We start from the raw sequence: 24435 nt of genomic DNA, 5'->3' as shown, positions 1-24435 counted from the left end.
ATTTTTCTTTATCTGGCGCATGCCCGCTAGCCGCTTCGAATCCAACGATAGGCCATTCGCCTTGACGGCTGCAACCGCCGGGCATCAGGCTGGGCCATGATCGAACGAATCGCCTTCGCCTGCCTGCTGATCCCCTTCGCGGCAGCCGCCGATCTCGCCGCCAAGCCCTTCAAACCCAGCGGCATCTACTCGCTCGGCGAGAAGGCCGGATGGGACATCGAGGCGGATTCGGTGGCAACCGCATACCGCTACACCCTTCTCAAGAACAATCTCACGGTCATCGGCAGCGGCACTCTCGATCCGCGCCAGCCCGCCCGCATCGAAGCGACGCTCGACGAACCGGCAATGCTGTATGTCCGGATCGAGGACGATGATCCCGCGACAAAGGACATCGCACTCGGAGCCGCGATCGCACCGCAGCTGCTGAAACCCTCTGTTCCCGAACCGCGTGACTTCGACAGGTTCTGGGCACGCAAGCTCCGGCTGCTGAAAAAAACACCCGCGAACCCGGTGCTGACCCCGAAGGAGAGCGACAAGTCCGGCGTCGAGTACGCGCTGCTGCGAATGGATCACATCGAGGGCCGGCACATTCACGGGCAGGTCGCGAAGCCTGCGCGCAAGGGCAAATTCCCCGGGCTCGTGCTGTTTCAATGGGCGAGCCCGCCCTACCCGCTGCAGCAGTCGTGGGTGACGGATCGCGCGGCCCAAGGATGGCTGACCGTGAACATCGAACCGCACGATGTGCTGCCCGATCAGCCGCAGTCGTACTACGACGCCCTGCCGAAGGAACTGAAGGAGTACAGCAACATCGGCCGCGACGATCGCGACCGGAATTATTTCCTGCAGATGTATCTCGCCGACTATCGCGCGATCGAGTATCTCGCGAGCCGCCCGGACTGGGACGGAAAGACGCTCGTAGTGATGGGCACGAGCATGGGAGGCCAGCAGGGACTCTGCGCGACTGCTTTGAATCCGAAGGTCACAGCGCTGATCGTGCACGTGCCGTCGGGCGCCGACTCGAATGGCCCGCTCCATGGCCGCGCCTCGGGTTATCCGTTCTGGAACGCGACTTCACCGCGGATGTATCAGACGGCGTTGTACTTCGACACGGTGAACTGCGCCGCACGGATTCGCGCACCGACGCTGGTCTCGATGGGATTTCTCGACACGGTTTCGCCGCCGGTCGGCATCTACGCCGCCTTCAACCGGATTCGCGGCTACAAGGAAGTCATTCCGCTGGCGGATTCGCCGCACAATCACGAGGCGACGGCGGAACAGCAGGCGCCTTACACGAAGCGATCCGGCGAGTGGCTGAAGATTCTGCTGAACGGCGGTGGCGTGCAGGAGTTGCGGCTCAAACCGGAATGACCGGCGCATCGAGCACGGCGCGGATCCGGCTCGCGAGCTGGGAACGGGAGAAAGGCTTCGTGAGCAGCTCGACGCCGGGGTCGAGCCGCCCGTCGTGCATCAGGGTGCTGCGTTCGTAGCCGCTCGCGAAGAGCACGCGCAGATCCGGTCGCTTGCGCCTGGCCGCATTGACGAGCTCGCGACCGTTGATCCCCGGCAACCCGACGTCGGTAAACAGCAGGCGGATCTCCGGATGGTGCTCGAGCACCTTGAGCGCGGAGGTACCGTCGTGTGCTTCGAGCACCCTGTAGCCAAGCTCACGCAATGTGTCGGCGCTGTAGGTGCGCACATCGTCGTCGTCTTCCACCACAAGCACTGTCTCGTTGGCCTGTGCAGGTACGGCGACGTTCGCCGGCTGCGGATCCACGACAGGCGCGCCTCCCATCAGCCGCGGCAGATACAGCCGGACCGTCGTCCCCTGTCCTGCTTCGCTATGGAGACGCACGTGGCCGCCCGACTGCCTCATGAAACCAAAAACCTGGCTGAGCCCGAGACCGGTGCCCTCGCCGATAGGCTTGGTCGTGAAGAAGGGGTCGAATGCGCGCTCCATCACTTCGCTCGTCATGCCGCAGCCCGTGTCCGTGACACAGATCAGCACGTAGTCACCCGCGGGGATCTCCCCACGCCGCTCGGCGAGATGCAGGTTCGTCGTCTCGATCGTCAGCTTGCCGCCCTGAATCATGGCGTCGCGCGCGTTCACCGCCAGGTTCAGCAGCGCGCTCTCGAGCTGGTGCGTGTCGACTTCGACGAACCACAAGTCCTTGTCCAGCTGCCTGTCGACGACGATGTCTTCGCGCAACATGCGATGCAGAAGATCGCCCATGCTGATGACCAAGCGGTTGAGGTCGGTCGGCTTGGGATTGAGCGGCTGGCGCCGCGCGAATGCGAGCAGTTGCCGGGTCAGCGTCGCAGCTCGCTCCGCACCCTGCATCGCATGGTCGACCGCACGCAGCAGGCGCTGATCCGTGCCCGACATTCGCCGCGAAATCGTGTCGAGATTTCCCAGAATGACGGTCAGGAGATTATTGAAGTCGTGGGCGACGCCGCCGGTCAGCTGACCGATCGCTTCCATTTTCTGCGACTGATGCAGCTGCTCCTGCATTGCGCGCTTCTCGGTCATGTCGCGCGTGACTTTCGCGAAACCCACGATGTCGCCCGCTTTGTTGCGGATGGCATCGATCAGTACGCTCGCCCAGAAGCGCGTGCCGTCCTTGCGGACGCGCCAGGCTTCCGCTTCGTACTTGCCTTCGCTCGCCGCTATCGCCAGTGCCTTCTGCGGCTTGTTGATCTCGCGATCATCATCCGTGTAGAACGCGGAAAAGTGCTGGCCGATGATCTCGGCCGCCGTATAACCCTTGATGCGCTCGGCCCCTGGATTCCAGCTCGCGACGTAGCCATTGCGGTCGAGCATGTAGATGGCGTAGTCCGCCACGCCGGCGACGAGCTGCTGGAACTGGAGCTCGTTGCCACGCATCGCTTCGGTTCGTTCATCGAGACGCCGTTCGAAGGACTCGTCCAGCTCGCTCAGCTGTCGCGAAAGCTCATCGATCTTTCGCGCCTGCGCGTCCAGTTGCTCACGCAATCGGGCAACATCGCCGTGATCCGGCGAATCATCCTCTGTTGAATCCCTTTCGGACATTCTGCGTTAGAGCGACAGGCTGCGTTCTCATACGTGCCGGTCGACGCTTGATGCGCCGACCGGTGCCCTGCTAAATCTTCACCCCCAGGCTCACCCCAGGCATGGAAACCCGCAAGCCCGTCAACGCATGATGGTGCCAGCGGGTTCCAGCATAGTCAGAAACCCGCGCCATTGTAGCGCCTCCTGCAGCCGCAACTCACGCGGGGAGGATGTTCGCGTTCAAGCGGAACAGATTCCCGGGATCGTAACGGCGCTTGATCTTCGCAAGCCGGGGATAGTTGCTGCCGTAGTTGCCGGCGACGCGCTTGAACTCGTCGTCCGCCATCGCGTTCACGTAGAAGCCGTCGGTCCGCGGCTCGACTTGCTTCCACGCCATACGAACATTGCCAATGTGCCGGGCATCCTCTGATGGGTCCGTCCAGCCCTTCGCCACCATGGTCCAGTACCGGGCGTTGCGATTCGCGAATGCTGCCGAATCGATCGGGGCGCGACCAATGGCGCCCCCACCCTGCTGCATGACAAGAGCTACGCCGGCCGGGACCGTCGAGGCGGAAACCTCGATCAATGTGTCGATATCCGCCTGCCGCAGTTCGCCGAGGAATCCCGACTTGCCGTAGAAGCGACGCCCGAACGCGTTGGCCTCGTCCGACTGGGATTGCAGCGCCACGTACGACTTCGCACCGATCTGATCGAACAACGGCTTGCCCAGCGCACGCAACGGCTGCAGCACGCGCTCGCCGGCATTCTTGTCGGCCGACCAGCAGGTCTCGACGACCACCATTCCTTTGCCGTCAGGGCCGCCAGGCAGGATCGCGGGATCGCAATTGAGTTCATCGGGCGCACGTGCGCTGAACTCCGCATAGAACTCCAGCACGTCGCGGATCTGCGCATAAGGCCACGCGATCCTGCCGCCGAGAACCGTCGCATCCATCGGGTGCAACTGGAATTCGAACGATGTGACGACGCCGAAGTTTCCGCCGCCACCGCGCACCGCCCAGAGGAGGTCGGGATTCTGGACAGCGTCCGCAGTCACCAACTTGCCGTCGGCCGTGACGACATCGACGGCACGCACGTTGTCGCAAGCCAGCCCGAAACGCCTCGCTACGCGCCCAAAACCTCCGCCGAGCGTGAGCCCGCCCACGCCGGTGTGAGAGACGGTGCCCGCAGTCGTTACGAGACCGAACGCACGCGTTTCGCGATCGAGGTGTCGCAGCAACGTGCCGCCTTCGACCCGCGCAGTGAGCGCGTTCGGATCCACGCGCACCGATTGCATGGAAGACAGGTCGATGACGATGCCCCCGTCGCAAGTGGATTTGCCGGACAGGCTGTGCCCGCCACAGCGAATCGCGGTGAGCAATTCGTGTTCGCGCGCGAAGGACACTGCCCGCATCACGTCGGATGTGGATGCGCATTGCACGATCAGAGCGGGATGGCGATCGAACATGCCGTTCCACACTTGCCTGGCCTGATCGTATCCCGCGTGGCCCGACACCAGAACGGCGCCGCGCAGGCTGCTTGCCAGATCGCGGATCGCCGCACTTCGCAGTGTCACCTGCCCATCGATCAGCGTCGTACCGATGATGTCCGGCAGCGAAGCACCCGTCGCATCGGCCATCACCATCTTCATCGGCCAAAGCGCAGCGACACCGGCCGATGCCTGCAGGAAGGCGCGTCTCTTCATGATGACTCCGAATATTGGATGGAAATCCACCATAGGGAGCCGAGGCGGATCGCGGATGCGCCTAAAGTCAGCGAGCGGCCCTGAGGAAAGACAGGCCTGCATCGCACAACTGTCCGACAATGCGACCGAACTTACTCCTTCCGTTGGCTTGTCATCGCGCGGTGCATTCGTTACTTTCATTGCTGTCAGTAAAGAACGGATCGATCGAATGGGACGCGTCACGTACATCACTCACGACGGCAACAGGCACACGGTCGAGCTCGACGACGGATCGACCGTCATGCAGGGCGCCATCAACAACGAAATTCCCGGCATCGACGGGGATTGCGGTGGATGTCTGGCGTGCGGAACGTGCCACGTGCACGTTGATCCGCAATGGCGCGCCGCCGTCGGTCCGATCTCGCCCGAGGAGGCCGACATGCTGCAGTTCAGTGCGGAAGTTGCGGAGGACTCGCGCCTGTCGTGCCAGATTAGGATGCGCAAGGAACTGGACGGCCTGATCGTTCATCTGCCCGAAGCGCAGCACTGAAGCTTTCTTCAAGGGGGTTCCAATGACTGAGACGCTGGCATCGAAAGCCGGTCCTCCGGTTTCCTATAACCTGAGCCAATTCCCCGAAGCGCCGCGCACCATCGAGGAAGCGCGCGCGGACGCGTATTCGAAGCGCATCGAGGACATCGATGTCGCGAATCCAAAGCTGTTCCACAACGACGTCATCGGCCCGTACTTCGAGCGCCTGCGCAACGAGGATCCGGTGCATCGCTTCGACAGCCCGATGTACGGCACGTACTGGTCGATCACCCGCTACAGCGACATCATGGCGGTCGACACGAACCACAAGCAGTTCTCGTCCGAAGCGTCGCTGGGCGGGATCACGCTGTTCGGCAACGGCCAGGATCGCGCGCCGCTGCCGATGTTCATCGCGATGGATCCGCCGAAGCACGACGTGCAGCGCAAGACGGTCCAGCCGATCGTTGCGCCCGGCAATCTGAAGATACTCGAGCCGCTGATCCGCACTCGCGCGGCAGCGATCCTCGACAGCCTGCCGATCGGCGTGGAGTTCGACTGGGTCGACAAGGTTTCGATGGAACTGACGGCGATGACGCTTGCGACGCTGTTCGAGTTTCCGCAGGAACATCGGCGCAAGCTGACACGCTGGTCGGACGTCGCAACCGCGGTACCCGGCGGCGGCGTGATCGACACACCCGAACAGTGGGTCGAGGAAATGGGTGAATGCTTCACGACGTTCCAGGCGCTCTGGCATGAACGCGCGCGGGAGCCGGGCAACGATCTCGTATCGATGCTCGCGCACGGACCCGAGACGCGAAACATGCCGCCGTTCGAATTCCAGGGCAACGTGATCCTGCTGATCGTCGGCGGCAATGACACGACGCGCAACACCATCACCGGCAGCGTGCTGGCGCTGAATCAGAATCCCGACCAGTACGCCAAGCTGCGCGAACGCCCGGATCTCATTCCGAGCATGGTGTCGGAGACGATTCGCTGGCAGACCCCGCTGGCGCACATGCGTCGCACAGCGGTTGAAGACGTCGAGTTCGGCGGCAAGACGATCCGCAAGGGCGACAAAGTGATCATGTGGTACATCTCGGGCAATCGCGATGCCTCGATGATCGAGCATCCCGAGAGTTATCTGATCGACCGCGCCCGCCCGCGCCAGCACATTTCCTTCGGCTACGGCATCCATCGCTGCGTCGGCAATCGACTGGCCGAACTGCAGCTGCAGATCATCTGGGAAGAGATCATGAAGCGTTTCCCCGTGATCGAGGTTACGGGTGAACCTGAGCGGGTGTATTCGACGTTCGTGCGCGGCTACCGGACGCTGCCGGTGAGGATTCCGAAGAAGCACTGATCCGTCTATCCTCCGGATCACCTCCTCCCATCAGGTGATCCATGCTCCTGCGTACCACCCTACTCGCCGGCCTGTGCGTGATGGCCGGCATGAGCCACGCCGCGAACATCACTGGAAGCAAGCTGTCGGGCGCGTCCAAGCAGGCGCGCGAAGGCGAGCCTGCATTCCTCGATCTCTACAAGGAACTGGTGGAGATCAACACGACGCTGTCCGTCGGCTCGTGCACGCAGGCCTCCGAGGCAATGAAGGCACATCTGGTGCGGGCCGGCTTTCCGGCGGGCGATCTGCACGTCATTGTCCCGCCCGATCGTCCAAAGGACGGCAACCTGATCGCCGTGCTGCCGGGCAGCGACCCGAGCCTGAAGGCGATCATGCTCCTCGCGCACATCGACGTCGTCGAAGCGAACCGGGAAGACTGGGAACGCGATCCGTTCAAGCTGACGGAGGAAGGCGGCTATTTTTACGCACGCGGCGCCTCTGACGACAAGGCGATGGCCGCGATCTTCACCGACTCGATGGTTCGTTTCAAACAGGAAGGCTACAAGCCCAAGCGCACGATCAAGCTCGCGTTGACGTGCGGCGAGGAATCCCCGAACACGTTCAACGGCGTGAGCTATCTCGTCGAAAAGCATCGCGACCTGATCGACGCTGCGTTCGCTCTCAACGAAGGTGGCGGCGGCCGTCTCGACCGCAAGACGGGCGCTTACCTGTACAACGGCATCCAGGCGGGCGAGAAGCTCTATCAGGACTACACGATCGAGACCGTGAACGCCGGCGGCCACTCTTCGCGTCCGACATCGGACAACGCGATCTACCAGATGATGCGGGCGATGGAGAAAGTGCAGGCGCATGAATTCCCGATCGAGTTCAACGACGCCACGCGCGGTTACTTCCAGAAATTCGGCGCCATCGTCGGCGGCGAGCGCGGCGCGGACATGAAAGCAGCAGCGAACGGCGATGCCGCAGCGATCGGCCGGTTGAAGCAGGACCCCAGTATCAACAGCATGCTGCACACCACGTGCGTCGCCACGATGATCGATGGCGGCCACGCGCCCAACGCGTTGCCGCAGCACGTCACCGCGAACGTGAATTGCCGCATCTTCCCCGGCCATCCGGCCGAAGAAATTCGCCAGGCACTCATCAAGGTGATCGACGATCCGGGCGTGAAAGTGAAGTTCCAGGCAGAACCGGAGAAGGCCGGACCGCCGCCGACCCTGACGAAGGAAATCATGGCGCCGATAGAGAAGCTCACGGCTGAGATGTTCCCTGGCGTTCCGGTCGTTCCCGCGCAGGCATCGGGCGCGACCGATGGCCGCTTCCTCACACCGATCGGCATTCCGACCTACGGCGTCTCCGGCATCTTCTCCGACGGCGCGACGACGAATGCCCACGGTCTGAACGAGCGCATGCGCAAGCAGTCGCTGCTCGAGGGACGCGAGTTCCTGCACCGGTTGACGAAGATGTACGCGGGCGGGAAGTGACCAGCCAACCATGATCGTCCATCTCGTCGACGGCACGTACGAGCTGTTCCGGCACTTCTACGGACTGCGACGGTTCAACAAAGGCAAGGATGCCCCGTTCGGCGCGACCGTCGGCGTGCTCAACACGCTGCTCGAGATGATCGAAGGCGGCGCGACGCACATCGGTGTCGCGACCGACCACGTGATCGAATCGTTCCGGAACTCGATGTGGCCGGGCTACAAGACGGGCGAAGGCATCGAGCCTGCCCTGCTCGCCCAGTTTCATCCGCTCGAACGCGCAATCGCTGCGATGGGCGTCGTGGTGTGGCCCATGACGGACCTCGAAGCGGACGATGCGCTCGCGTCAGCCGCGCATCTCGCGGGCAAAGACAAGCGAGTCGAAAAGATCAGCATCTGGACGACCGACAAGGATCTCGCCCAGTGCGTCGATGGCGATCGCATCGTGCAGGTCGACCGGCGTGCGAAGGAGATCCGCAACGCCGACGGGGTCGTCAAGAAGTTCGGCGTCGAACCGCGGCTGATCCCGGACTTCCTCGGGCTCGTCGGCGACACCGCGGACGGCTATCCCGGCATCGAGGGCATCGGCAAGGTCGGGGCGGCGCGGATGATCAGCAAGTACGGCCCGATTGAAAGCTTTCCTCCAAACGTGCTCGGCGACAACCAGGAACAGGCCCTGCTCTTCAAGAAGCTTGCGACCCTGCGGACGGATGCCCCGCTTTTTGCTGACGTCGAGGAACTGCGGTGGCGTGGCCCAACCGACGCGTTCCGCGCTCTGACAGTCGAATTCGACAATCCCCGCCTGCTGGCCCGCTGCCTGAAACTCGCACCGGGCTGAGCCGATGCGCTATCGTCGGGGCGACCCGCCGCCCGGAGGAGGCTCGCCATGAACGCCGCCGCCCAGCCATCGCATTCGTTCGCGCAGGACGACACCGCCGTCGGCCTGCCCGGATGGATCTACTCGGATCGCGACTTCTTCGAACTGGAGAAGCGAACGATCTTCCGCACCAGCTGGCAGCTGGTCTGCCACACCAGCGACATCCCGCGAATCGGCGACTACCACTGCCTCGACCTGCTCGGCGAATCCGTCGTGGTCGTGCGTGGCGAAGGCGATCGCATCCGCAGTTTCCATAACGTTTGCCGGCACCGTGCCGCCCGGTTGCTGGATGGACCGAAGGGTCACTGCGCCGGCCGGATCACCTGTCCCTATCACGCATGGACATACGCGCTCGATGGGCACCTGGTCGCTGTCCCTCATCGCAATACCTTCCGGGATTTCGAGCAGGACAGACACGGCCTCGTCCAGCTCGAACAGGACATTTTCCTCGGCTTCATCTTCATCCGTTTCGAGCCCGGGCTGCCCGGCGTGCGCGAGCAGTTCGGTCCCTACGCCGATGAAATGGCCGCTTACCGGATGGAGGAACTGATCCCGCAAGGCCGCGTGACGCTGCGTCCCCGCTCGGTGAACTGGAAGAACGTCGCGGACAATTATTCGGACGCGATGCACATCAACGTCGCGCACCCGGGGCTCACGCGACTGTTCGGAAAGAGCTACGGCATCGAAGCACAGGACTGGGCGGACAAGATGTGGGGCGTGCTGCGCGATGAACCTTCGCGCAACTGGTCGGAGCGGCGTTATCAGAAGTTGCTGCCGAATGTGGATTTCCTGCCGCCCGAACGCCAGCGGCTGTGGACTTACTTCAAGCTCTGGCCGAATGTCGCCTTCGACATCTATCCCGATCAGATCGACTTCATGCAGTTCCTGCCCGTCTCACCGACCGAGACGATGATCCGCGAGATCGCGTATGTGCATCCCGACAGTCGCCGCGAAATGCGGGCGGCGCGCTACCTCAACTGGCGCATCAATCGCCAGGTCAACGTCGAGGACAAAGCGCTGATCGAACGCGTGCAGGCAGGCATGGCGTCGAGCAGCTACACCGTCGGGCCGTTGAGCGAATCCGAAGTGTGTCTGCGCAGCTTCACGCGGCGCATGCACAGCATCATTCCCGAAAGTCGTCACCCCCGGAAGCCTCATGGCGCAATCTAGCGATGTCCTGATCGTCGGCGGCGGCCACAATGGCCTGGTCTGCTCCGCCTACCTCGCGGCGAAAGGTCTCAAAGTCACTGTGCTCGAACGGCGCCATGTCGTCGGCGGCGCAGCGGTTACGGAGGAATTCCATCCCGGCTTCCGCAACTCCGTGGCGTCCTACACGGTGTCGCTGCTCAATCCGAAGGTCATCCGCGATCTCGAACTGCACAAGCACGGGCTGAAGGTCGTCGAACGGGAAATCTCGAACTTCCTGCCGACCGAAGACGGTCGCTACCTGTGCAGCGGTGGCGGCAGGACCTTCGACGAAGTCGCGAAGTTCTCGCGGCGCGATGCCCAGAAGCTGGATGCCTACGGCGAGAATCTCGATGTCATCGCTGACGTGCTGCGCGATCTGGTTCTGGAGACGCCGCCGAATGTGACGTCTGGATCGTGGGGCGCCGCGCTGCCGGAGATCATGCACGCGGGACATGTCGCTGCGAGGCTGAAGAAGCTCGATCTGTCGATGCGGCAGGAATTGCTCACTCTGCTTTCGGCTTCAGCAGGCGACTATCTCGACCGCTGGTTCGAGAGCGACCCGATCAAGGCGCTGTACGGTTTCGATGGCATCGTCGGCAACTACGCGAGCCCCTACTCGCCCGGCTCTGCGTACGTTCTGCTGCATCACGTGTTCGGTGAAGTGAACGGCAAGAAGGGCGCGTGGGGCCATGCGATCGGCGGCATGGGCGCCATCACTCAGGCGATGGCAAAGTGCGCCGCATCGCGTGGCGTCGACATCCACGTCAGCTCAGGCGTCAAGGAAATCCTCGTGAAGGAAGGCCGTGCGATCGGCGCCGTCACTGAATCGGGCGAAACCTTCCATGCTTCCGCCGTCGTCTCGAATCTCAATCCCAAACTGCTGTATGAGCGGCTGATCGATCCGGCCGTATTGCCCGCTCCGTTCCGCGACAAGATCGAGCGCTACCGCTGCGGTTCGGGAACGTTCCGGATGAATGTCGCTCTCTCCGAACTGCCTGACTTCACTTGCTTGCCTGGCAAAGTGCGAGCGCCGCATCACACCGCGGGCATCATCATCGCTCCGAGCCTTGCTTATATGGAACGCGCGTACTTCGATGCACGCTCACATGGCTGGTCGAAGCAGCCTATCGTCGAGGTGCTCATTCCTTCGACGCTCGACGACAGCCTTGCGCCGCAAGGCCAGCACGTCGCCAGCCTCTTCTGCCAGCACGTCGCGCCGCAGTTGCCGAATGGCGAGTCGTGGGACACGCATCGCGAAACCGTCGCGGACCTCATGATCGACACCGTCAACGCGCACGCACCGAACTTCAAGGCCTCGGTCCTGGGTCGCCAGATCAACAGCCCGCTCGATCTCGAACGAACGTTCGGACTCATCGGCGGCGATATCTTCCACGGCGCGCTGAGCCTCGATCAAATGTTCTCGGCACGCCCGACGCTCGGGCACGGCAACTATCGCGGCCCGTTGCCCGGCTTGTACATGTGCGGATCAGGAACGCACCCAGGAGGCGGAGTGACCGGCGCGCCGGGACACAATGCAGCTCGCGAGGTGATCGCGGACTTCAGCAAGCGGCGGTTGCAGCGGGCCGGTTAAAGACGCCCGAACCGCAGAGGCAGCCCATCTCGCGGCTTCGCGATCGGCACCATCTGGTACGGCATCTCGTAGCCTTCGGCCGTACTCCAGCGATAGCGGAGCAGGAGCCGATGCATGATCGCCTTCACTTGCAGCGTCGCGAAATGCTGACCGATGCACATGTGCGCGCCACCGCCGAAGGGCGTCCACGCAAATGAGTGGCGACGATCTTCCTGACGCGAAGGACTGAAGCGCTCCGGGTCGAACCGATAGGGATCGGTCCACAGCTCCGGCATGTAGTGCGTGTGGATCGGATAGATGCCGACCATCGAGCCCGCGGGAATGCGGAAGCCCTGGAATTCCACGTCCGCAACGACACCGCGCGGCATCGATGTGAGCGGCGGATACATCCTGAGCGCCTCGCGCATGACCCAGCCGAGCTCATCGACTTTGTCGAGATCGTCGTAGTCGAGATGCTCCTTGCCAAGCGCTTTCGCGCTCTCGCGCAGGCGATGCTGCCACTGCGGATGACGCGCCAGCAGATACATCATCGTCGTCAGAGTGCTGGTCGTCGTGTCGTGCGCCGCCATCATCAGGAAGATCATGTGATCGATGATTTCCTGGTCCGTGAACTTCTCGCCCTGCTCGCTCTCGGCGTGACAGAACTCGCTGAAGAAATCGCTGGTGTGCCGGGCGCGCTTCTCCGGTATCAGTGAACGGAAGCGTTCGACCAGCACCTGACGGCCGCGCACACCGCGCCACATACCGAGACCAGGGATCGGCTTGCGCACGATCGCCATCGAAGCCGCGACAGTGTCGACGAAAGCGCGATTGAGCCGCGTCGCATCCGCGCCCAATTCGACGCCCATGAACACTGAAGCTGCAAGATCGAGCGTCAGCTGTTTGATCAGCGGGAAGAAACGTCGTGTCGCTTCAGTGTTCGGCGGGAGCCAGGCATCGATGCCGGTATCGATGGCGGGTGCCATCTGTTGCAGGTACGCATGCAGCGCGGAGCGGCGGAACGCAACCTGCATGATGCGGCGCTGATAGCGATGCTGATCGCCATCCATCGCCATGATCGCGCCGGGAAACACGCGACCGATGAAGAACTCCCATCCCTTTGCACTGGAAAACGCGCCGTCGCGATTCTTGAGGACGAGCTCGAGCGCATCCGGCCCGAGCAGGCTGATCATTCCCGCCGGCCCCATTGGCGTGTACCAGACGCGGCCGTAGCGCTTCTCGAGCTCGATGACGTGCGGCAGCAGGTTATAACGCAGCGCCAGCGCATGACGGATCAGCGACCAGTTCTGTTGAACCGGAATCGTCTTCGACGATGCACCGGACTGAGCCAGCGCTTCCACGTTCGCCATCGTTCCTCCCTTCCTCCTCAGACGTGCTTCGCGACCATGTCCTTCTTCAACGTCAGCGACGAGAGATAGAAGAACACCGCTGCCGGGATCAGGAACAGCACGGTGGCCATCATGGATGTGCGCAGACCTTCGCCGTATGCCGCCTTGCAAACAGCCTGCTGCTCCAGGGGCAGCTTCGCGACTTCGGCGGCATTGCGGCACAACTCGGTCGACAGCACGCCGCCGAAGCTGGCCTTGCCGAGCTCCATGCTCATGAACATGTCGCTCATCCAGCCGACGATCTGCGGTCCGAGGCCGTTGCCGATCAGCGCGATGAGCAGCAGCAGGATCGCAATCGCCGACGCGCGTGAGCGCTGGTGCACTACGCCCTGGCCGATCGTGTATTGCGAACCGAGATACATGTAGTGCGCGAGGATCGCGATACACCACACGGGACGCGCGACTGAGTAAAGATCTTCCGTCGGCCGCGTGAACGCGTAGAAGTAGAGAGGAATCGCGACGATCATTCCAATCGCGGGCACGACAGCGACGGCGGCCTGGTATTTATGCGACACACGGTCGACGATCATGCCGCCCATGAAAGTACCGAAGGCAGCCGCGAGCGCGAGCGGCCCGCCGAACTGAAGCGCGAACGTGCCCGGATCGACACCGTGAATGCGCTGAGCCATCGGCGCTTGAAAGCCGACGAGCCCGTATCCGACGAGACCGACCGTCGCCGCGCCGAGAGCCATCGTCCAGAACGTGGGCTTGCCCGCGAGATCCTTCAGTGTTTCGAGCATGCCCGCCCGCTTCTGCGGCGCGGTGCCTGGAGGATCCGAATAGCCGCGCGGTGGCTCCTTCACCGTGAACAGCGTGATGAGTCCGATGATGATGCCGGGTGCACCGATGACGACGAAAGCAGCGCGCCAGCCGGCGACCTGCGACCAGTCAGTGACGCCGAGCGCCCAACTCCAGTCCCACGCCTCGAACAACTTCTGCAATGCCGGCCCGTTCAGGTTGCGCGCAATCGGTCCGCCGAAATAGTTGGCGAGCGCCGAGCCGATCGTCACACCCATCGCGAAGACTGCGAGTGCAGCCGCACGGTTGCGCGGCTTGTAGTAGTCAGCCAGGATCGAGTTCGACGGCGGCGTGCTGCCCGCCTCACCGATTGCAACGCCGATGCGTGCCATGAGCAGGAACAGGAACGATGTCGCGAAGCCGCACAGCGCGGTCATGACGGACCAGATCGAGATGCAGATCGCGATGATGACGACGCGGTTGTACCGGTCGGCCGCCATGGCGATGGGGATGCCCATCACCGCATAGAAGATCGCGAAGGGCGGGCCGTTCAGGAATCCGTACTGGCTGTCGGAGAGATGGAACTCGGTGATGATCGGCTGCGCGATCACGTTCACGAGATTCCGGTCGATGAAATTGAGCGTGTAGACCAGCGTCAGCATGAACAGCACGTAGAACCGGTAAGCCGGCGTGCCGTAGCTCACAGCCTCGGTCGCGGAGCCGATGGGCGAGGCAGCAGTCGTAGTAGCCAAAGTCGACCCCTGACATGAAGTTGTTCTAATGGCGTGAGCATAGAGGAATTGTCCCGACCGTGGACAACTCATCCGGCTGCATCTGCATGCCGGAAGGGTGAAGAAATCTGTTCGAGCCGTTTCTCGGGTTACTTGTCCGGGGCCTGGTTCGCCTCGGCCAGCGCCTTGCGCATCAGCAGCTGGGCATCGGCAGCGCTGAACCCGAGGTCCACTGCCCGCTTGAGTTCGCGACGCGCCCCGGGTTCGTCGTTGCGCAATGCCGCGATCGTCCCGAGATTCACATAGGCGAGCGCGTACAGCGGATCGCGACGCAACGCGGATCGCAGCCACCCTTCCGCTTCTTCCAGCCGCCGCAGGTTCATGAGCGAGACGGCGACGTTGTTGCGGGCGACAGCGATGCCGTCGAATGAGTAGAGGCTCAGGTAGAAAGGCAGCAGCAGCGTGGCCCACGTCGGCGACTCGAGTCGCCGCTCGAAGCGCTGGAAACTCTCGATCGCGCGCTCCCAGTTCCGTTTCCTCATGCGATAGCGTCCGATGAGGAAATCGCGCGCGAAGAACATCAGCACCAGCGCAACGACGAGGAACGCGACACCTATCCAGCGCCCGACGGCCCACGGCATGGAGCGCAACACCAGCCACAGCACTGCGGGTGGACTCAGGATCAGCAGGAGATTTCGTTGCGGGCGGGTCATTTCCGCTTCCTTTCCCGCCAGACCCACGGTGGTTCGCGCTGTGCGAGCGGAAGGCTCCACAAACCACGCTTGGCGTCGCGGGCTTCCTGCTCGACTTCATACAATGTGTTGTCGCGTGCGTACTCGGGATAGAAGTGCGCTGCTCCGCGCGCAACGAGCTCGCGATTCACATGGACTCCGTTCGCCCAGACGTCGGCGATGACGCGGCCGTAGCGGTCCATGTCGATGAACACCATCACCAGCTCGTGCTTGCCGAGCAGCGATTGCAGCGCCTCCCTGGATTGCTTCGCGTAGGCCTGATCGCGCTCAGGCGCATCGATGGCATAGAGCCGGAACTCCATCCCGACGCCCTGGATCCGGGCCCGGAATGAATCGCCGTCCGCGACTGAAATCAGCGGCCCGTAGAACACACCCTCATCGCCGGGGCGTGGCGGCTGCTTTGCGTGGACCGGGAGGGTCGTCGCTGCACTGAAGCAGAGGGCCAGGACAAGGAGGGTTCGGCGGAAGGCGATCGACGGCATGACCCATCATGCGCGAATCACCCTGTCGCTGGCCACCCACTCGTTCGAACCAGTAAGATGCTGCACCGGGGGAATCGCAGCTTATGTCGATCGAACACTTTGACGTGGTGATCGTGGGCGCTGGCCTGTCGGGGATCGGTGCGGGTTGTCACCTGCACGCGGAATCTCCCGGCAAGAGCTACGTCATCCTCGAGGGACGCGACAGCATCGGCGGGACATGGGACCTGTTCCGCTATCCCGGCATCCGCTCCGATTCGGACATGTACACGCTGGGCTACTCGTTCAAGCCGTGGACGCACGCCAAGGCCATCGCCGACGGACCGTCCATTCTGAGCTACGTCCGCGAGACAGCGCGAGAGAACGACGTCGAGAGCAAGATCCGCTTCAATCACATGGTCAAACGCGCATCCTGGTCGACACCGGATGCACGATGGACCGTCGAAGCAGAGAAAGCGACTGGCGAGACCGTGCGCTTCACATGCAACTTCCTGTTCATGTGCAGCGGCTACTACAGCTACGCAAGCGGCTACACACCTGACTTTCCCGGCGCCGCCAGCTTCAAGGGCCGCATCGTTCATCCGCAGAAGTGGACGCCGGACATCGACTACGCGGGCAAGCGCGTCATCGTGATCGGCAGCGGCGCGACAGCCGTGACGCTCGTTCCTGAGATGGCAAAGACGGCGGCGCACGTGACGATGCTGCAACGGTCGCCCACCTATGTCATCGCGCGACCGGCGGAAGATGCGATCGCGAATGGGCTGCGACGTTTCCTGCCGTCGAAAATAGCCTACGGACTCGTGCGCTGGAAGAACGTGCTGATGGGCATGCTGTTCTATCAGCTGACCCGTCACACGCCGGACGCGATGAAGAAGCTGATCCGTAAAGGCGTGGAGAAGGAGCTCGGAGCGGAGTACGACATCGCGACGCATTTCACCCCGCGCTACAACCCGTGGGATCAACGCCTGTGTCTCGTGCCCGACAGCGATCTGTTCGCGTCCATCAAGGCCGGCAGCGCATCCGTCGTCACCGATCACATCGAGTCGTTCACCGAGAACGGCATCCAGTTGCGATCCGGCAAGCATCTCGACGCTGATGTCATCGTCACCGCGACTGGCCTGAATCTCGTGGTGCTCGGCGGCATGCAGATGACGGTCGACGGCGCGGCCGTCGATATGTCGAAGAAGATGAGCTACAAGGGAATGATGTACAGCGACCTGCCGAACCTGGCGTCGTCGTTCGGGTACACGAATGCCTCGTGGACGCTGAAGTGCGACCTCACCTGCCTGTACGTGTGCCGCTTGCTGAACTACATGGATCGCCGCGGCTATCGCCAATGCACGCCGCGTCGCAACGATCCGTCGATCACCGAGATGCCGTGGGTGGATTTCTCTTCGGGCTACGTGCAGCGAACGCTCGACAAGTTTCCGAAGCAGGGCTCGAAGACTCCGTGGCGCCTCTATCAGAACTACGCGCTGGACATCCTTGCGCTGCGACTCGGGCGCGTCGACGATGGAACGATGGAGTTCTCGAAGCCGGCGAGTTAAGGCAGAGGATCGAGCGCGCCTGTTTCCAGATTCACACGGGCGCGCTTCAGCTCGCCAACCAATGGATCGAGGTACTGAGCGTAACGCGCGACGCCGCTGCCCGTTGCGATCTGCCGGGACACATCCTGGAAATCCAGGCAAGCCGTTTCCCATCCCAGCCCGCATCCTTCGACGAGCCGCCGGGCCTCGGTTTCGAAGTCAGCGACGAACTGCTCGTACTGCAAGGTCACGAATCGCCCGGGCAGGTGCTGCTCCCAGTGCGTGGCCAGCCGCGCATAGACGCCGTAGAAATGACCAATGTCTTCCAGGCGATGCGCGAAACTCCAGGGCTTCTCTGACTCCTGGCGGAAGATCGCCAGGCCTGTCTCCAGCGGATTGCGACGCACGTGAACGATGCGCGCTTCCGGAAAAAGCGCGGCGATGATCCCGACAGCCTCGAAGTTGAGCGGATGCTTGTCGGTCAGATGATCCTTCGCCGCCGTCACCGGGAATCCGGTGAGGTACGCCTGGATCCAGGAACGCAGGATCTCCGCATCCGGCACCGCACCTCTGACGTCCAGCTCCAGACAGGCACGCAGGATCTGCTGCATCGTCGATCTTTCGCCCACTGCGAAGACGCGCGAATGGACGGACAGGACGCTTTCGATCAGCGTCGTGCCCGATCTCGGCATCCCCACGACGAAGATCGGTCGCATCGCGCCGTCGAGCGGCGTCATGGATGGAAGCGTGATTCTCGACAGTTCGATGATCCGCTCCGCGCGCTTCTCAACGAAGACACGGTCGTACGCGCGTCCCACAGCCTGGTCCCGGTTCAGTGCGATCTCATGCGTATCGCTGTATGCGCGAAATGCCGCGTCGATCTCACCACGCGCATCATGCGCGTGCGCAACGGCGACCGAAGCCGCAATTCGCGTCTCCGCATCCAGGTCTGGCCGGCGGCTCAGGCTCGCCACCATCTGCAGTTCGGCATCGGACATACGCCCGCTGCGCAAGCGACTCAGCGTCGTGATCGCCGACACGTTGCCTGCATCGAGAGCCAGCGCGCGACGACAATGCTCCTCCGCCCTCGCGAACTGGCCGTCGTACATCAACAGCATCGCCCGACGGGCCAGCGTTTCAGACGTGGGCGCCGCGAGCGTTTCCGCCTTGTCCAGCGCTTCCGCTGCAGAGGCCAGATCCATCGCGTGCATGCAAAGGCCAGATAGCGCGTACCAGTCGGCCGCCGTCGGCTGACTCAACGCAAGCGAGCGTTTGAACGCCGTGACCGCTTCGACATGACGCCCGCGCTCGAACGCCGCCCGCGCGGCGCTGCGCCAGCCCTCGGCGTCTTCGGGTCGTGCCCGGGTCCAGGTCGCAGAGACATCCGCGAGCGCCTGCCAATCCCGACGGCTCTCGAGGAGCTGACACTTGATTGCGAGCGTGCGCGGCTCCGTGGGAGAGCGCGACAGAACGGAATCGATCAGGTTCGACGCCACATCTACGCGACCGCGGGCAATCTCGAGACGCGCAATCTTGAGAGCCGACTCGATGCTGCGATAGTCGACCAGGTACGCCCGGCCCCAGCCGTCGACAGCTGCCGCCTGATCGCCGAGCAAAGCGGCAAGATCGCCGCTGCGATCCCATGCGTGGACGTGGTCGGGTTGCAGTTCGGTAACCGCACGAAACTCCTGCAACGCCCGGCTGTTCTGCCCCGCACGCGCAAAACCTTCGGCGAGATTCACGCGGAACCCCGCCGTGCGCGGCTCGATATCGACAGCACGCCCGAGCAGGATCAGTGCCTCGTTGGTTCGTCCGCCATGCATCAGCGCCAGCCCCATCAGGCTCAGCGCTTCGGCATCCTGCGGCTTGATCGAGAGCGCGGCGCGATACTCGACGAGCGCATCAGCCATCCGGCCTTCGCGATGTGCCGCGAGGCCGCGTTCCATCGATTCCGAGAAACTCTGTTCGCTCATCCGCGAGCTGCGTTGGCGGACGCAACGGTCAGCGCCGTCATGTTCACGATGCGGCGTACCGTTGCCGATGCCGTCAGGATGTTCACCGGCGCAGCGCAACCCAAAAGGATCGGACCAATCGCAACGTTGTTGCCCGCCGCGGTCTTGAGCAGGTTGTAGGCGATGTTCGCGGAATCGAGATTCGGCAGGACCAGCAGGTTCGCCGACCCGGTCAGCGTCGACTCCGGCAATGCAGCCTTGCGCAGCGTTTCGTTCAGCGCGCTGTCACCGTGCATTTCACCGTCAAACTCGAAATCCGGTGAGCGCGCTTCGAGCAACTCACGCACGCGACGCATCTTCTGCGCCGAGGGCGAATCGCTGGTACCGAAATTCGAATGCGAGAGCAGAGCTGCTTTGGGCTCGATGCCGAAGCGGCGAACGGCCGTTGCCGCCATCAGCGTGATCTCGGCAAGCTGCTCAGCCGTTGGATCGAGATTCACGTGCGTGTCGACGAGGAAGATCTGCCGATTCGGCAGCAGCAGCGCGTTCATCGCCGCATACACACTGACGTCCGGCGCGCGACCGATCACATCGTCGATGTAACGCAGATGGCGCACGGTCGTGCTGATCGTGCCGCAGATCATTCCGTCGCCCTCGCCCATGCGCAGCAGCATCGAAGCGATCAGCGTCGTGCGACGGCGCATCTCGAGCTTCGCGTACTGAGCCGTGATGCCACGACGCGCCATGATGCGCCGGTACTCCTGCCAGTACTCGCGATAACGCTCGTCGTGCTCGGGATTCACGATCGTGAAATCCTTGCCGGGCTTCAGGCGCAAGCCGTAGCGCTGAATACGGTTCTCGATGATGGCGGGACGACCGATGAGCGTCGGTCGCGCGATGCCTTCATCGATCACGATCTGCGCGGCGCGCAACACGCGCTCCTCTTCGCCTTCCGCATAGATGATGCGCGAGCGCTCCGGCGGCACTTTGCGCGCGGCCGCGAACACGGGCTTCATGAACGTGCCGCTGTGATAGACAAATTGCTGCAGCCGCAACAGGTACGCATCCATGTCCGTGATCGGACGCGTCGCCACGCCGCTCTCCACGGCCGCTCGCGCAACCGCTGGCGCGATCTTGATGATGAGCCGCGGATCGAACGGCTTCGGAATCAGGTAGTCAGGGCCGAAAGACAGCTCTTCAGTGTCGTAGGCGCTCGCAACGATATCGCTCTGTTCCTGACGCGCGAGATCGGCGATCGCGTGAACGGCGGCGATTTCCATCGCGCGTGTAATCGTCGTCGCGCCGACGTCGAGCGCGCCGCGGAAGATGTAAGGGAAGCAGAGAACGTTGTTGACCTGGTTCGGATAGTCGCTGCGACCCGTCGCGATGATCGCGTCCGGTCGCGCTGCCTTCGCGATCTCCGGCAGGATCTCCGGCGTCGGATTCGCGAGCGCGAGGATCAGCGGACGCGACTTCATGTGAGTCAGCATTTCCGGCTTCAGCACGCCGCCCGCCGACAGCCCGAGGAATACGTCCGCGCCAGCAATGACTTCTGAAAGCGTGCGCAACTGCGTCGGCTGTGCGAAGCGTTCCTTCTCCGGGTCCATCAGCTCGGCACGGCCCTGATAGACGACGCCGGCGAGATCCGTCAGCCAGATGTTGCGAACCGGCAATCCGACATCGACCAGCAGATCGACGCAGGCGAGTGCCGCTGCACCGGCGCCGCTGACGACGAGTTTCACTTCGTCGATGCGTTTGCCGACGACGGCAAGACCATTGAGCACTGCCGCCGACACGATGATCGCCGTGCCGTGCTGGTCGTCATGGAACACCGGAATCTTCATCCGGTCGCGCAGCTTGCGCTCGACCGTGAAGCATTCCGGCGCCTTGATGTCTTCGAGATTGATGCCGCCGAAGGTCGGCTCGAGCGCCGCGATGATGTCGACGAGACGATCCGGATCGTTCTCGTTGATCTCGATGTCGAAGACGTCGATGCCGGCGAACTTCTTGAACAGCACCGCCTTGCCTTCCATCACCGGCTTCGCGGCGAGTCCACCGATCGCACCGAGACCCAGGACGGCCGTGCCGTTGGTGATCACTCCCACGAGGTTGCCGCGGGCGGTGTAACGGAATGCATTGATCGGATCGGCGACGATTTCCTCGCACGCCGCCGCGACTCCGGGCGAGTACGCCAGGGCCAGATCCCGCTGGTTCGTGATCTGCTTGGTCGGGGTGACCGACAGCTTTCCGGGGGTTGGAGTCTCGTGATAGACGAGCGCGGCCTGCCGCAGATCTTCGCGCGTATTGACGGGGGAACTGTCCTGACTCATCGGCCTGCTTCGGTCATCTTCGTCGGGGGGCGAAGTATGCCCGAAGTGGGGAATCGGGGCCTCCCGGAGGCCCCTTTTGGCGGTGCAAATCAGAACGTGAAGTTGAAATCCAGCTGCCAGCGGTCGTAGTCGGCTTCGTTGCCCACATCGACGGCGAACTGCGTGTCGTAATACGTCACGTTGAGCAGCACGTTCTTCATGGCCATGTACGCGACGCGCCAGGCGTAGCCGTCGTTGTCGGTCAGGCCGTTGCCGTAATCGGAGTCCGTCCACTGCGCGAACAGCGCGTCCTTCTCGACCTTCTGCGTGAACACGCCGGCTTCCCACTTACCGGGACTGCTCGCCTTGCCGAGGAGGAAGCCGATCGAGTACGCGGTGTCGAGGCCGTTGTCGGCTTCGAAGTTGTGGCCGTAGTCAGCGAACAGGTTCAGCGGGATGCCGCCGACCGGGAACGTCGCCTCGGCGAAGAGCTGGCCGATGTCGTAGTCATACGCGAAGCGCGCACCCGCACCCGTCCCGTAGATCGTGTTGCCGAACTCGGAAACGAGGCTGTTCGCAAAACCGGGGAAGCGGTTCTGCACGTTGTGATAATCCCAGTAACCCGCACCGAACTTGACCTTGGTGGCACCGAGCGCACCGTCCCAGCCGACCTGGCCGCCGCGCAGCTTCGAGTCGTCCATCGCGGCACGCTCTTCGAGCCAGAAGTTGAACGCGTTGCCGAAGATGCCGCGGCTGTCGCGGTAGTTGACCGCGAGGCCTTCCGGACGGATTTCATTGTCGAAGAACGCGCTGCGGCCCGGGCGAACATAGGGTTCGCGCATCTTGCCGCCAGTGAGCGTGACCTCTTCGATCGGACGCCAGCTCATGTAGGCCAGGTCGAGACCGACGTACTTGCGCGAAGAAGCTTCGCCCAGCGTCAGGCTGCCGCCACGAGGATCATTGCCGGTGCCGATACCGACTTCGCCCTTGAACTGATCGTTGATCGTGATAGCCGCGCTCATGCGGGCACGCACCGTTTCGCGAGCACGGGTGTGCGGGTTGAGACTGTTGTCCGTGTAGTCCTCGCGGAAGCGGAAGTCGCCACCCCACCTGATGCGCGATGCCCATTCGTCAGCGGGCACGGCCTTCGGATCCGCCTTGGCGACCTGAGCAGCAGGTGCCGGTGCGGCGGCCGGGGCGACCGCTGGCTGGCTTGCATTCCCGGCCCGCAGCGAGTCGTTCTGTTTCGTCAGCTCGTCCACGCGGGCTGACAGCTGCTGATTCTGCTGTTCCAGCTGGTCGAGGCGACGGTTCACCTGCTCCAGCGCGCGTGCCAGCGCGTCCGGATCGGAAGCCGCGTTCACTCCAGGCGCTGCGCAAAGCAACGCAAAGGGCACCGCAAAGGCCAGCATCATCGTTCTCATGATCTTCGACATCTGATTCTCCTGTCCGCGACGGCGCCCGCACGGTGCGTGCGCGTCGCTTGTTCTGTCATCGGCAGCAAAGTGCCAAAGGAGCGCCCAAACCCATTAGTTTCAGAGTGTGCCGTAATCGCCGGCTCAGGGAATCCCCGAGTCGTGCGCGGCAGGTCGCATCAGGAGCAGGGCCACCAGCGTGACCAGCCCGGCGACCGAGAGGTAGTAGCCGACGTACGCCAGGCCGTAATGCGTCGCGAGCCAGGTCGCGGCATAGGGAGCGAGCGACGCGCCCACGATGCCGGCCAGGTTGAAGGTGACCGACGCGCCGGTATAGCGGACCGACGTTGGAAACCGCTCCGCCAGGGCTGTGCCGAGCGGCCCGTACGTCAACCCCATCAATCCCAGGCCAATGGAAAGGAATGCCGCAACGCGCCATGCGCTGCCCGGCCCGAAGAACGGCTCGAACGTCAACCCGAACAGGATGATTCCGATCGTCGCCGCGATGAGCATCGTTCGCCGCCCGACCCTGTCGGCGACCACTGCCGACAGCGGAATCGTCAGCGCGAAGAACAGCACACCGACGATCTGCAGCAGCAGGAATGACTGCCGCGAATAACCGAGCGCTGTCGTTCCCCAGCTCAGCGTGAACACGGTCATCAGATAGAAGATGACGAACGTCGCGGCTGCGGCGAACGTGCCCAGCACCAGTTCCCGCGGATGTTGCTGCAGCAGCGTCAGCATCGGCAGGCGTACTCGTTCATTGCGATCGATGGCAGCCTGGAACGCCGGCGTCTCAGTGAGACGCAAACGAACATACAGCCCGACGAAGACGAGTACCGCACTCGCGAGGAAAGGCACGCGCCAGCCCCAGGCGAAGAATTCTGCGTCACTGAGAAAATGCGTGAGCAACAGAAACACACTTGTCGAGCAGATGAAACCGATCGGTGCACCGAGCTGCGGGAACATGCCGTACCAGGCGCGCTTCCCCGGCGGCGCATTCTCGGTCGCGAGCAGCACAGCTCCGCCCCACTCTCCACCCAGACCCAATCCCTGTCCGAGACGACACAGCGACAACAACAGCGGCGCTGCGATCCCGATGGATTCGTACGTCGGCAGCATGCCGATGAAGACCGTCGAGAGCCCCATCGTCAGCAACGCCGCGACCAGTGTCGCCTTCCGCCCGACGCGATCACCGAAGTGCCCGAACAACGCCGAACCGATCGGACGCGCAAAGAACGCGAGTGCGAACGTCCCGAACGATTGCAGCGTCGCCGACGCGGGATCGCTGTTGGGAAAGAACAGGTGCGGAAAGACGAGCACCGCCGCCGTCGCGTAGATATAGAAATCGAAGTACTCGATCGTCGTGCCGATCAGGCTGGCGAACAGGATCTGCCGCGGCGAGTTGCTCATTGT

At 63.0% G+C, this 24435-nt stretch carries 18 protein-coding genes; 8 read left to right on the top strand and 10 right to left on the bottom strand.

Annotated features, from left to right (window positions below; genetic code table 11):
• Nucleotides 1-96: 96 nt before the first annotated feature.
• Nucleotides 97-1368, top strand: a complete 1272-nt coding sequence (locus tag HNQ60_RS12680; protein ID WP_184332313.1) for an acetylxylan esterase — start codon at nt 97-99, stop codon at nt 1366-1368.
• On the opposite strand, the gene HNQ60_RS12675 is transcribed toward HNQ60_RS12680, so the two are convergent.
• Both HNQ60_RS12675 and HNQ60_RS12670 read right to left on the bottom strand, forming a co-directional pair.
• Nucleotides 1355-2989, bottom strand: a complete 1635-nt coding sequence (locus HNQ60_RS12675) for a PAS domain-containing sensor histidine kinase (RefSeq protein WP_184332311.1) — start codon at nt 2987-2989, stop codon at nt 1355-1357. The genes HNQ60_RS12680 and HNQ60_RS12675 overlap by 14 nt on opposite strands.
• A gap of 253 nt (nt 2990-3242) precedes the next feature.
• A complete protein-coding gene (locus tag HNQ60_RS12670) occupies nt 3243-4727 on the bottom strand; it encodes an FAD-binding oxidoreductase (RefSeq protein ID WP_184332309.1) in 1485 nt (494 codons plus the stop codon).
• Nucleotides 4728-4935: 208 nt separating this feature from the next.
• Here HNQ60_RS12670 and HNQ60_RS12665 point away from each other — a divergent pair, with 208 nt between their 5' ends.
• Genes HNQ60_RS12665 through HNQ60_RS12640 form a run of 6 tightly spaced genes read left to right on the top strand, consistent with a single transcriptional unit; the run spans nt 4936 to nt 11729 of the window.
• The gene (locus HNQ60_RS12665) at nt 4936-5256 is read left to right on the top strand and encodes a 2Fe-2S iron-sulfur cluster-binding protein (protein WP_184332307.1); all 321 of its coding nucleotides are present in this window, start codon (nt 4936-4938) and stop codon (nt 5254-5256) included.
• Between the two features lie 22 nt (nt 5257-5278).
• Nucleotides 5279-6595 (top strand): cytochrome P450, encoded by a 1317-nt coding sequence (locus HNQ60_RS12660; RefSeq protein WP_184332305.1) that lies wholly within the window; start codon nt 5279-5281, stop codon nt 6593-6595.
• Between the two features lie 41 nt (nt 6596-6636).
• Nucleotides 6637-8076, top strand: a complete 1440-nt coding sequence (locus HNQ60_RS12655; protein ID WP_184332303.1) for a M20/M25/M40 family metallo-hydrolase — start codon at nt 6637-6639, stop codon at nt 8074-8076.
• A 10-nt stretch (nt 8077-8086) separates the two neighbouring features.
• Nucleotides 8087-8911, top strand: a complete 825-nt coding sequence (locus HNQ60_RS12650; protein ID WP_184332301.1) for a 5'-3' exonuclease — start codon at nt 8087-8089, stop codon at nt 8909-8911.
• A gap of 48 nt (nt 8912-8959) precedes the next feature.
• On the top strand, nt 8960-10120 hold the full coding sequence (locus HNQ60_RS12645) for an aromatic ring-hydroxylating oxygenase subunit alpha (RefSeq protein ID WP_184332299.1): 1161 nt from the start codon (nt 8960-8962) through the stop codon (nt 10118-10120).
• Nucleotides 10107-11729, top strand: coding sequence for a phytoene desaturase family protein (locus HNQ60_RS12640; RefSeq protein ID WP_184332297.1), 1623 nt, complete (start codon nt 10107-10109; stop codon nt 11727-11729). The genes HNQ60_RS12645 and HNQ60_RS12640 overlap by 14 nt, the downstream gene beginning before the upstream one ends.
• On the opposite strand, the gene HNQ60_RS12635 is transcribed toward HNQ60_RS12640, so the two are convergent.
• The 4 genes from HNQ60_RS12635 to HNQ60_RS12620 all read right to left on the bottom strand — a co-directional run bounded on the left by HNQ60_RS12635 (nt 11726) and on the right by HNQ60_RS12620 (nt 15820).
• On the bottom strand, nt 11726-13078 hold the full coding sequence (locus tag HNQ60_RS12635) for a cytochrome P450 (protein ID WP_184332295.1): 1353 nt from the start codon (nt 13076-13078) through the stop codon (nt 11726-11728). The genes HNQ60_RS12640 and HNQ60_RS12635 overlap by 4 nt on opposite strands.
• A gap of 17 nt (nt 13079-13095) precedes the next feature.
• Nucleotides 13096-14607, bottom strand: coding sequence for a spinster family MFS transporter (locus HNQ60_RS12630; protein WP_221304173.1), 1512 nt, complete (start codon nt 14605-14607; stop codon nt 13096-13098).
• 128 nt (nt 14608-14735) lie between these two features.
• On the bottom strand, nt 14736-15299 hold the full coding sequence (locus tag HNQ60_RS12625; protein ID WP_184332291.1) for a tetratricopeptide repeat protein: 564 nt from the start codon (nt 15297-15299) through the stop codon (nt 14736-14738).
• Nucleotides 15296-15820, bottom strand: a complete 525-nt coding sequence (locus HNQ60_RS12620) for a thermonuclease family protein (RefSeq protein ID WP_184332289.1) — start codon at nt 15818-15820, stop codon at nt 15296-15298. Before HNQ60_RS12620 ends, HNQ60_RS12625 begins: the two co-directional genes overlap by 4 nt.
• 83 nt (nt 15821-15903) lie before the next feature.
• Here HNQ60_RS12620 and HNQ60_RS12615 point away from each other — a divergent pair, with 83 nt between their 5' ends.
• A complete protein-coding gene (locus tag HNQ60_RS12615; RefSeq protein WP_184332287.1) occupies nt 15904-17364 on the top strand; it encodes a flavin-containing monooxygenase in 1461 nt (486 codons plus the stop codon).
• Here HNQ60_RS12615 and HNQ60_RS12610 read toward each other — a convergent pair.
• The 4 genes from HNQ60_RS12610 to HNQ60_RS12595 all read right to left on the bottom strand — a co-directional run bounded on the left by HNQ60_RS12610 (nt 17361) and on the right by HNQ60_RS12595 (nt 24432).
• Entirely contained in the window at nt 17361-19316 is a 1956-nt protein-coding gene (locus tag HNQ60_RS12610; protein WP_184332285.1) for a tetratricopeptide repeat-containing sulfotransferase family protein, read from the bottom strand. The genes HNQ60_RS12615 and HNQ60_RS12610 overlap by 4 nt on opposite strands.
• Entirely contained in the window at nt 19313-21625 is a 2313-nt protein-coding gene (locus HNQ60_RS12605) for an NADP-dependent malic enzyme (RefSeq protein ID WP_184332283.1), read from the bottom strand. Before HNQ60_RS12605 ends, HNQ60_RS12610 begins: the two co-directional genes overlap by 4 nt.
• Nucleotides 21626-21714: 89 nt before the next feature.
• Entirely contained in the window at nt 21715-23040 is a 1326-nt protein-coding gene (locus tag HNQ60_RS12600; protein WP_184332281.1) for a putative porin, read from the bottom strand.
• A gap of 123 nt (nt 23041-23163) precedes the next feature.
• The gene (locus HNQ60_RS12595; protein WP_184332279.1) at nt 23164-24432 is read right to left on the bottom strand and encodes an MFS transporter; all 1269 of its coding nucleotides are present in this window, start codon (nt 24430-24432) and stop codon (nt 23164-23166) included.
• Between the last annotated feature and the right edge of the window lie 3 nt (nt 24433-24435).

Source organism: Povalibacter uvarum (assembly GCF_014202975.1).
In the GTDB taxonomy this organism is placed as follows: domain Bacteria; phylum Pseudomonadota; class Gammaproteobacteria; order Steroidobacterales; family Steroidobacteraceae; genus Steroidobacter; species Steroidobacter uvarum.
Note: the sequence above shows the minus strand (reverse complement) of the source record. Positions and strands in the feature narration are given on the sequence as shown.

Coding starts and splice junctions, on each gene's coding strand:
- HNQ60_RS12640 (WP_184332297.1), top strand. CDS start 10,107: ATGGCGCAATCTAGCGATGTCCTGATCGTCGGCGGCGGCCACAATGGC.
- HNQ60_RS12665 (WP_184332307.1), top strand. CDS start 4,936: ATGGGACGCGTCACGTACATCACTCACGACGGCAACAGGCACACGGTC.
- HNQ60_RS12620 (WP_184332289.1), bottom strand. CDS start 15,820: ATGCCGTCGATCGCCTTCCGCCGAACCCTCCTTGTCCTGGCCCTCTGC.
- HNQ60_RS12660 (WP_184332305.1), top strand. CDS start 5,279: ATGACTGAGACGCTGGCATCGAAAGCCGGTCCTCCGGTTTCCTATAAC.
- HNQ60_RS12650 (WP_184332301.1), top strand. CDS start 8,087: ATGATCGTCCATCTCGTCGACGGCACGTACGAGCTGTTCCGGCACTTC.
- HNQ60_RS12645 (WP_184332299.1), top strand. CDS start 8,960: ATGAACGCCGCCGCCCAGCCATCGCATTCGTTCGCGCAGGACGACACC.
- HNQ60_RS12610 (WP_184332285.1), bottom strand. CDS start 19,316: ATGAGCGAACAGAGTTTCTCGGAATCGATGGAACGCGGCCTCGCGGCA.
- HNQ60_RS12670 (WP_184332309.1), bottom strand. CDS start 4,727: ATGAAGAGACGCGCCTTCCTGCAGGCATCGGCCGGTGTCGCTGCGCTT.
- HNQ60_RS12600 (WP_184332281.1), bottom strand. CDS start 23,040: ATGTCGAAGATCATGAGAACGATGATGCTGGCCTTTGCGGTGCCCTTT.
- HNQ60_RS12655 (WP_184332303.1), top strand. CDS start 6,637: ATGCTCCTGCGTACCACCCTACTCGCCGGCCTGTGCGTGATGGCCGGC.
- HNQ60_RS12625 (WP_184332291.1), bottom strand. CDS start 15,299: ATGACCCGCCCGCAACGAAATCTCCTGCTGATCCTGAGTCCACCCGCA.
- HNQ60_RS12635 (WP_184332295.1), bottom strand. CDS start 13,078: ATGGCGAACGTGGAAGCGCTGGCTCAGTCCGGTGCATCGTCGAAGACG.
- HNQ60_RS12615 (WP_184332287.1), top strand. CDS start 15,904: ATGTCGATCGAACACTTTGACGTGGTGATCGTGGGCGCTGGCCTGTCG.
- HNQ60_RS12595 (WP_184332279.1), bottom strand. CDS start 24,432: ATGAGCAACTCGCCGCGGCAGATCCTGTTCGCCAGCCTGATCGGCACG.
- HNQ60_RS12605 (WP_184332283.1), bottom strand. CDS start 21,625: ATGAGTCAGGACAGTTCCCCCGTCAATACGCGCGAAGATCTGCGGCAG.
- HNQ60_RS12680 (WP_184332313.1), top strand. CDS start 97: ATGATCGAACGAATCGCCTTCGCCTGCCTGCTGATCCCCTTCGCGGCA.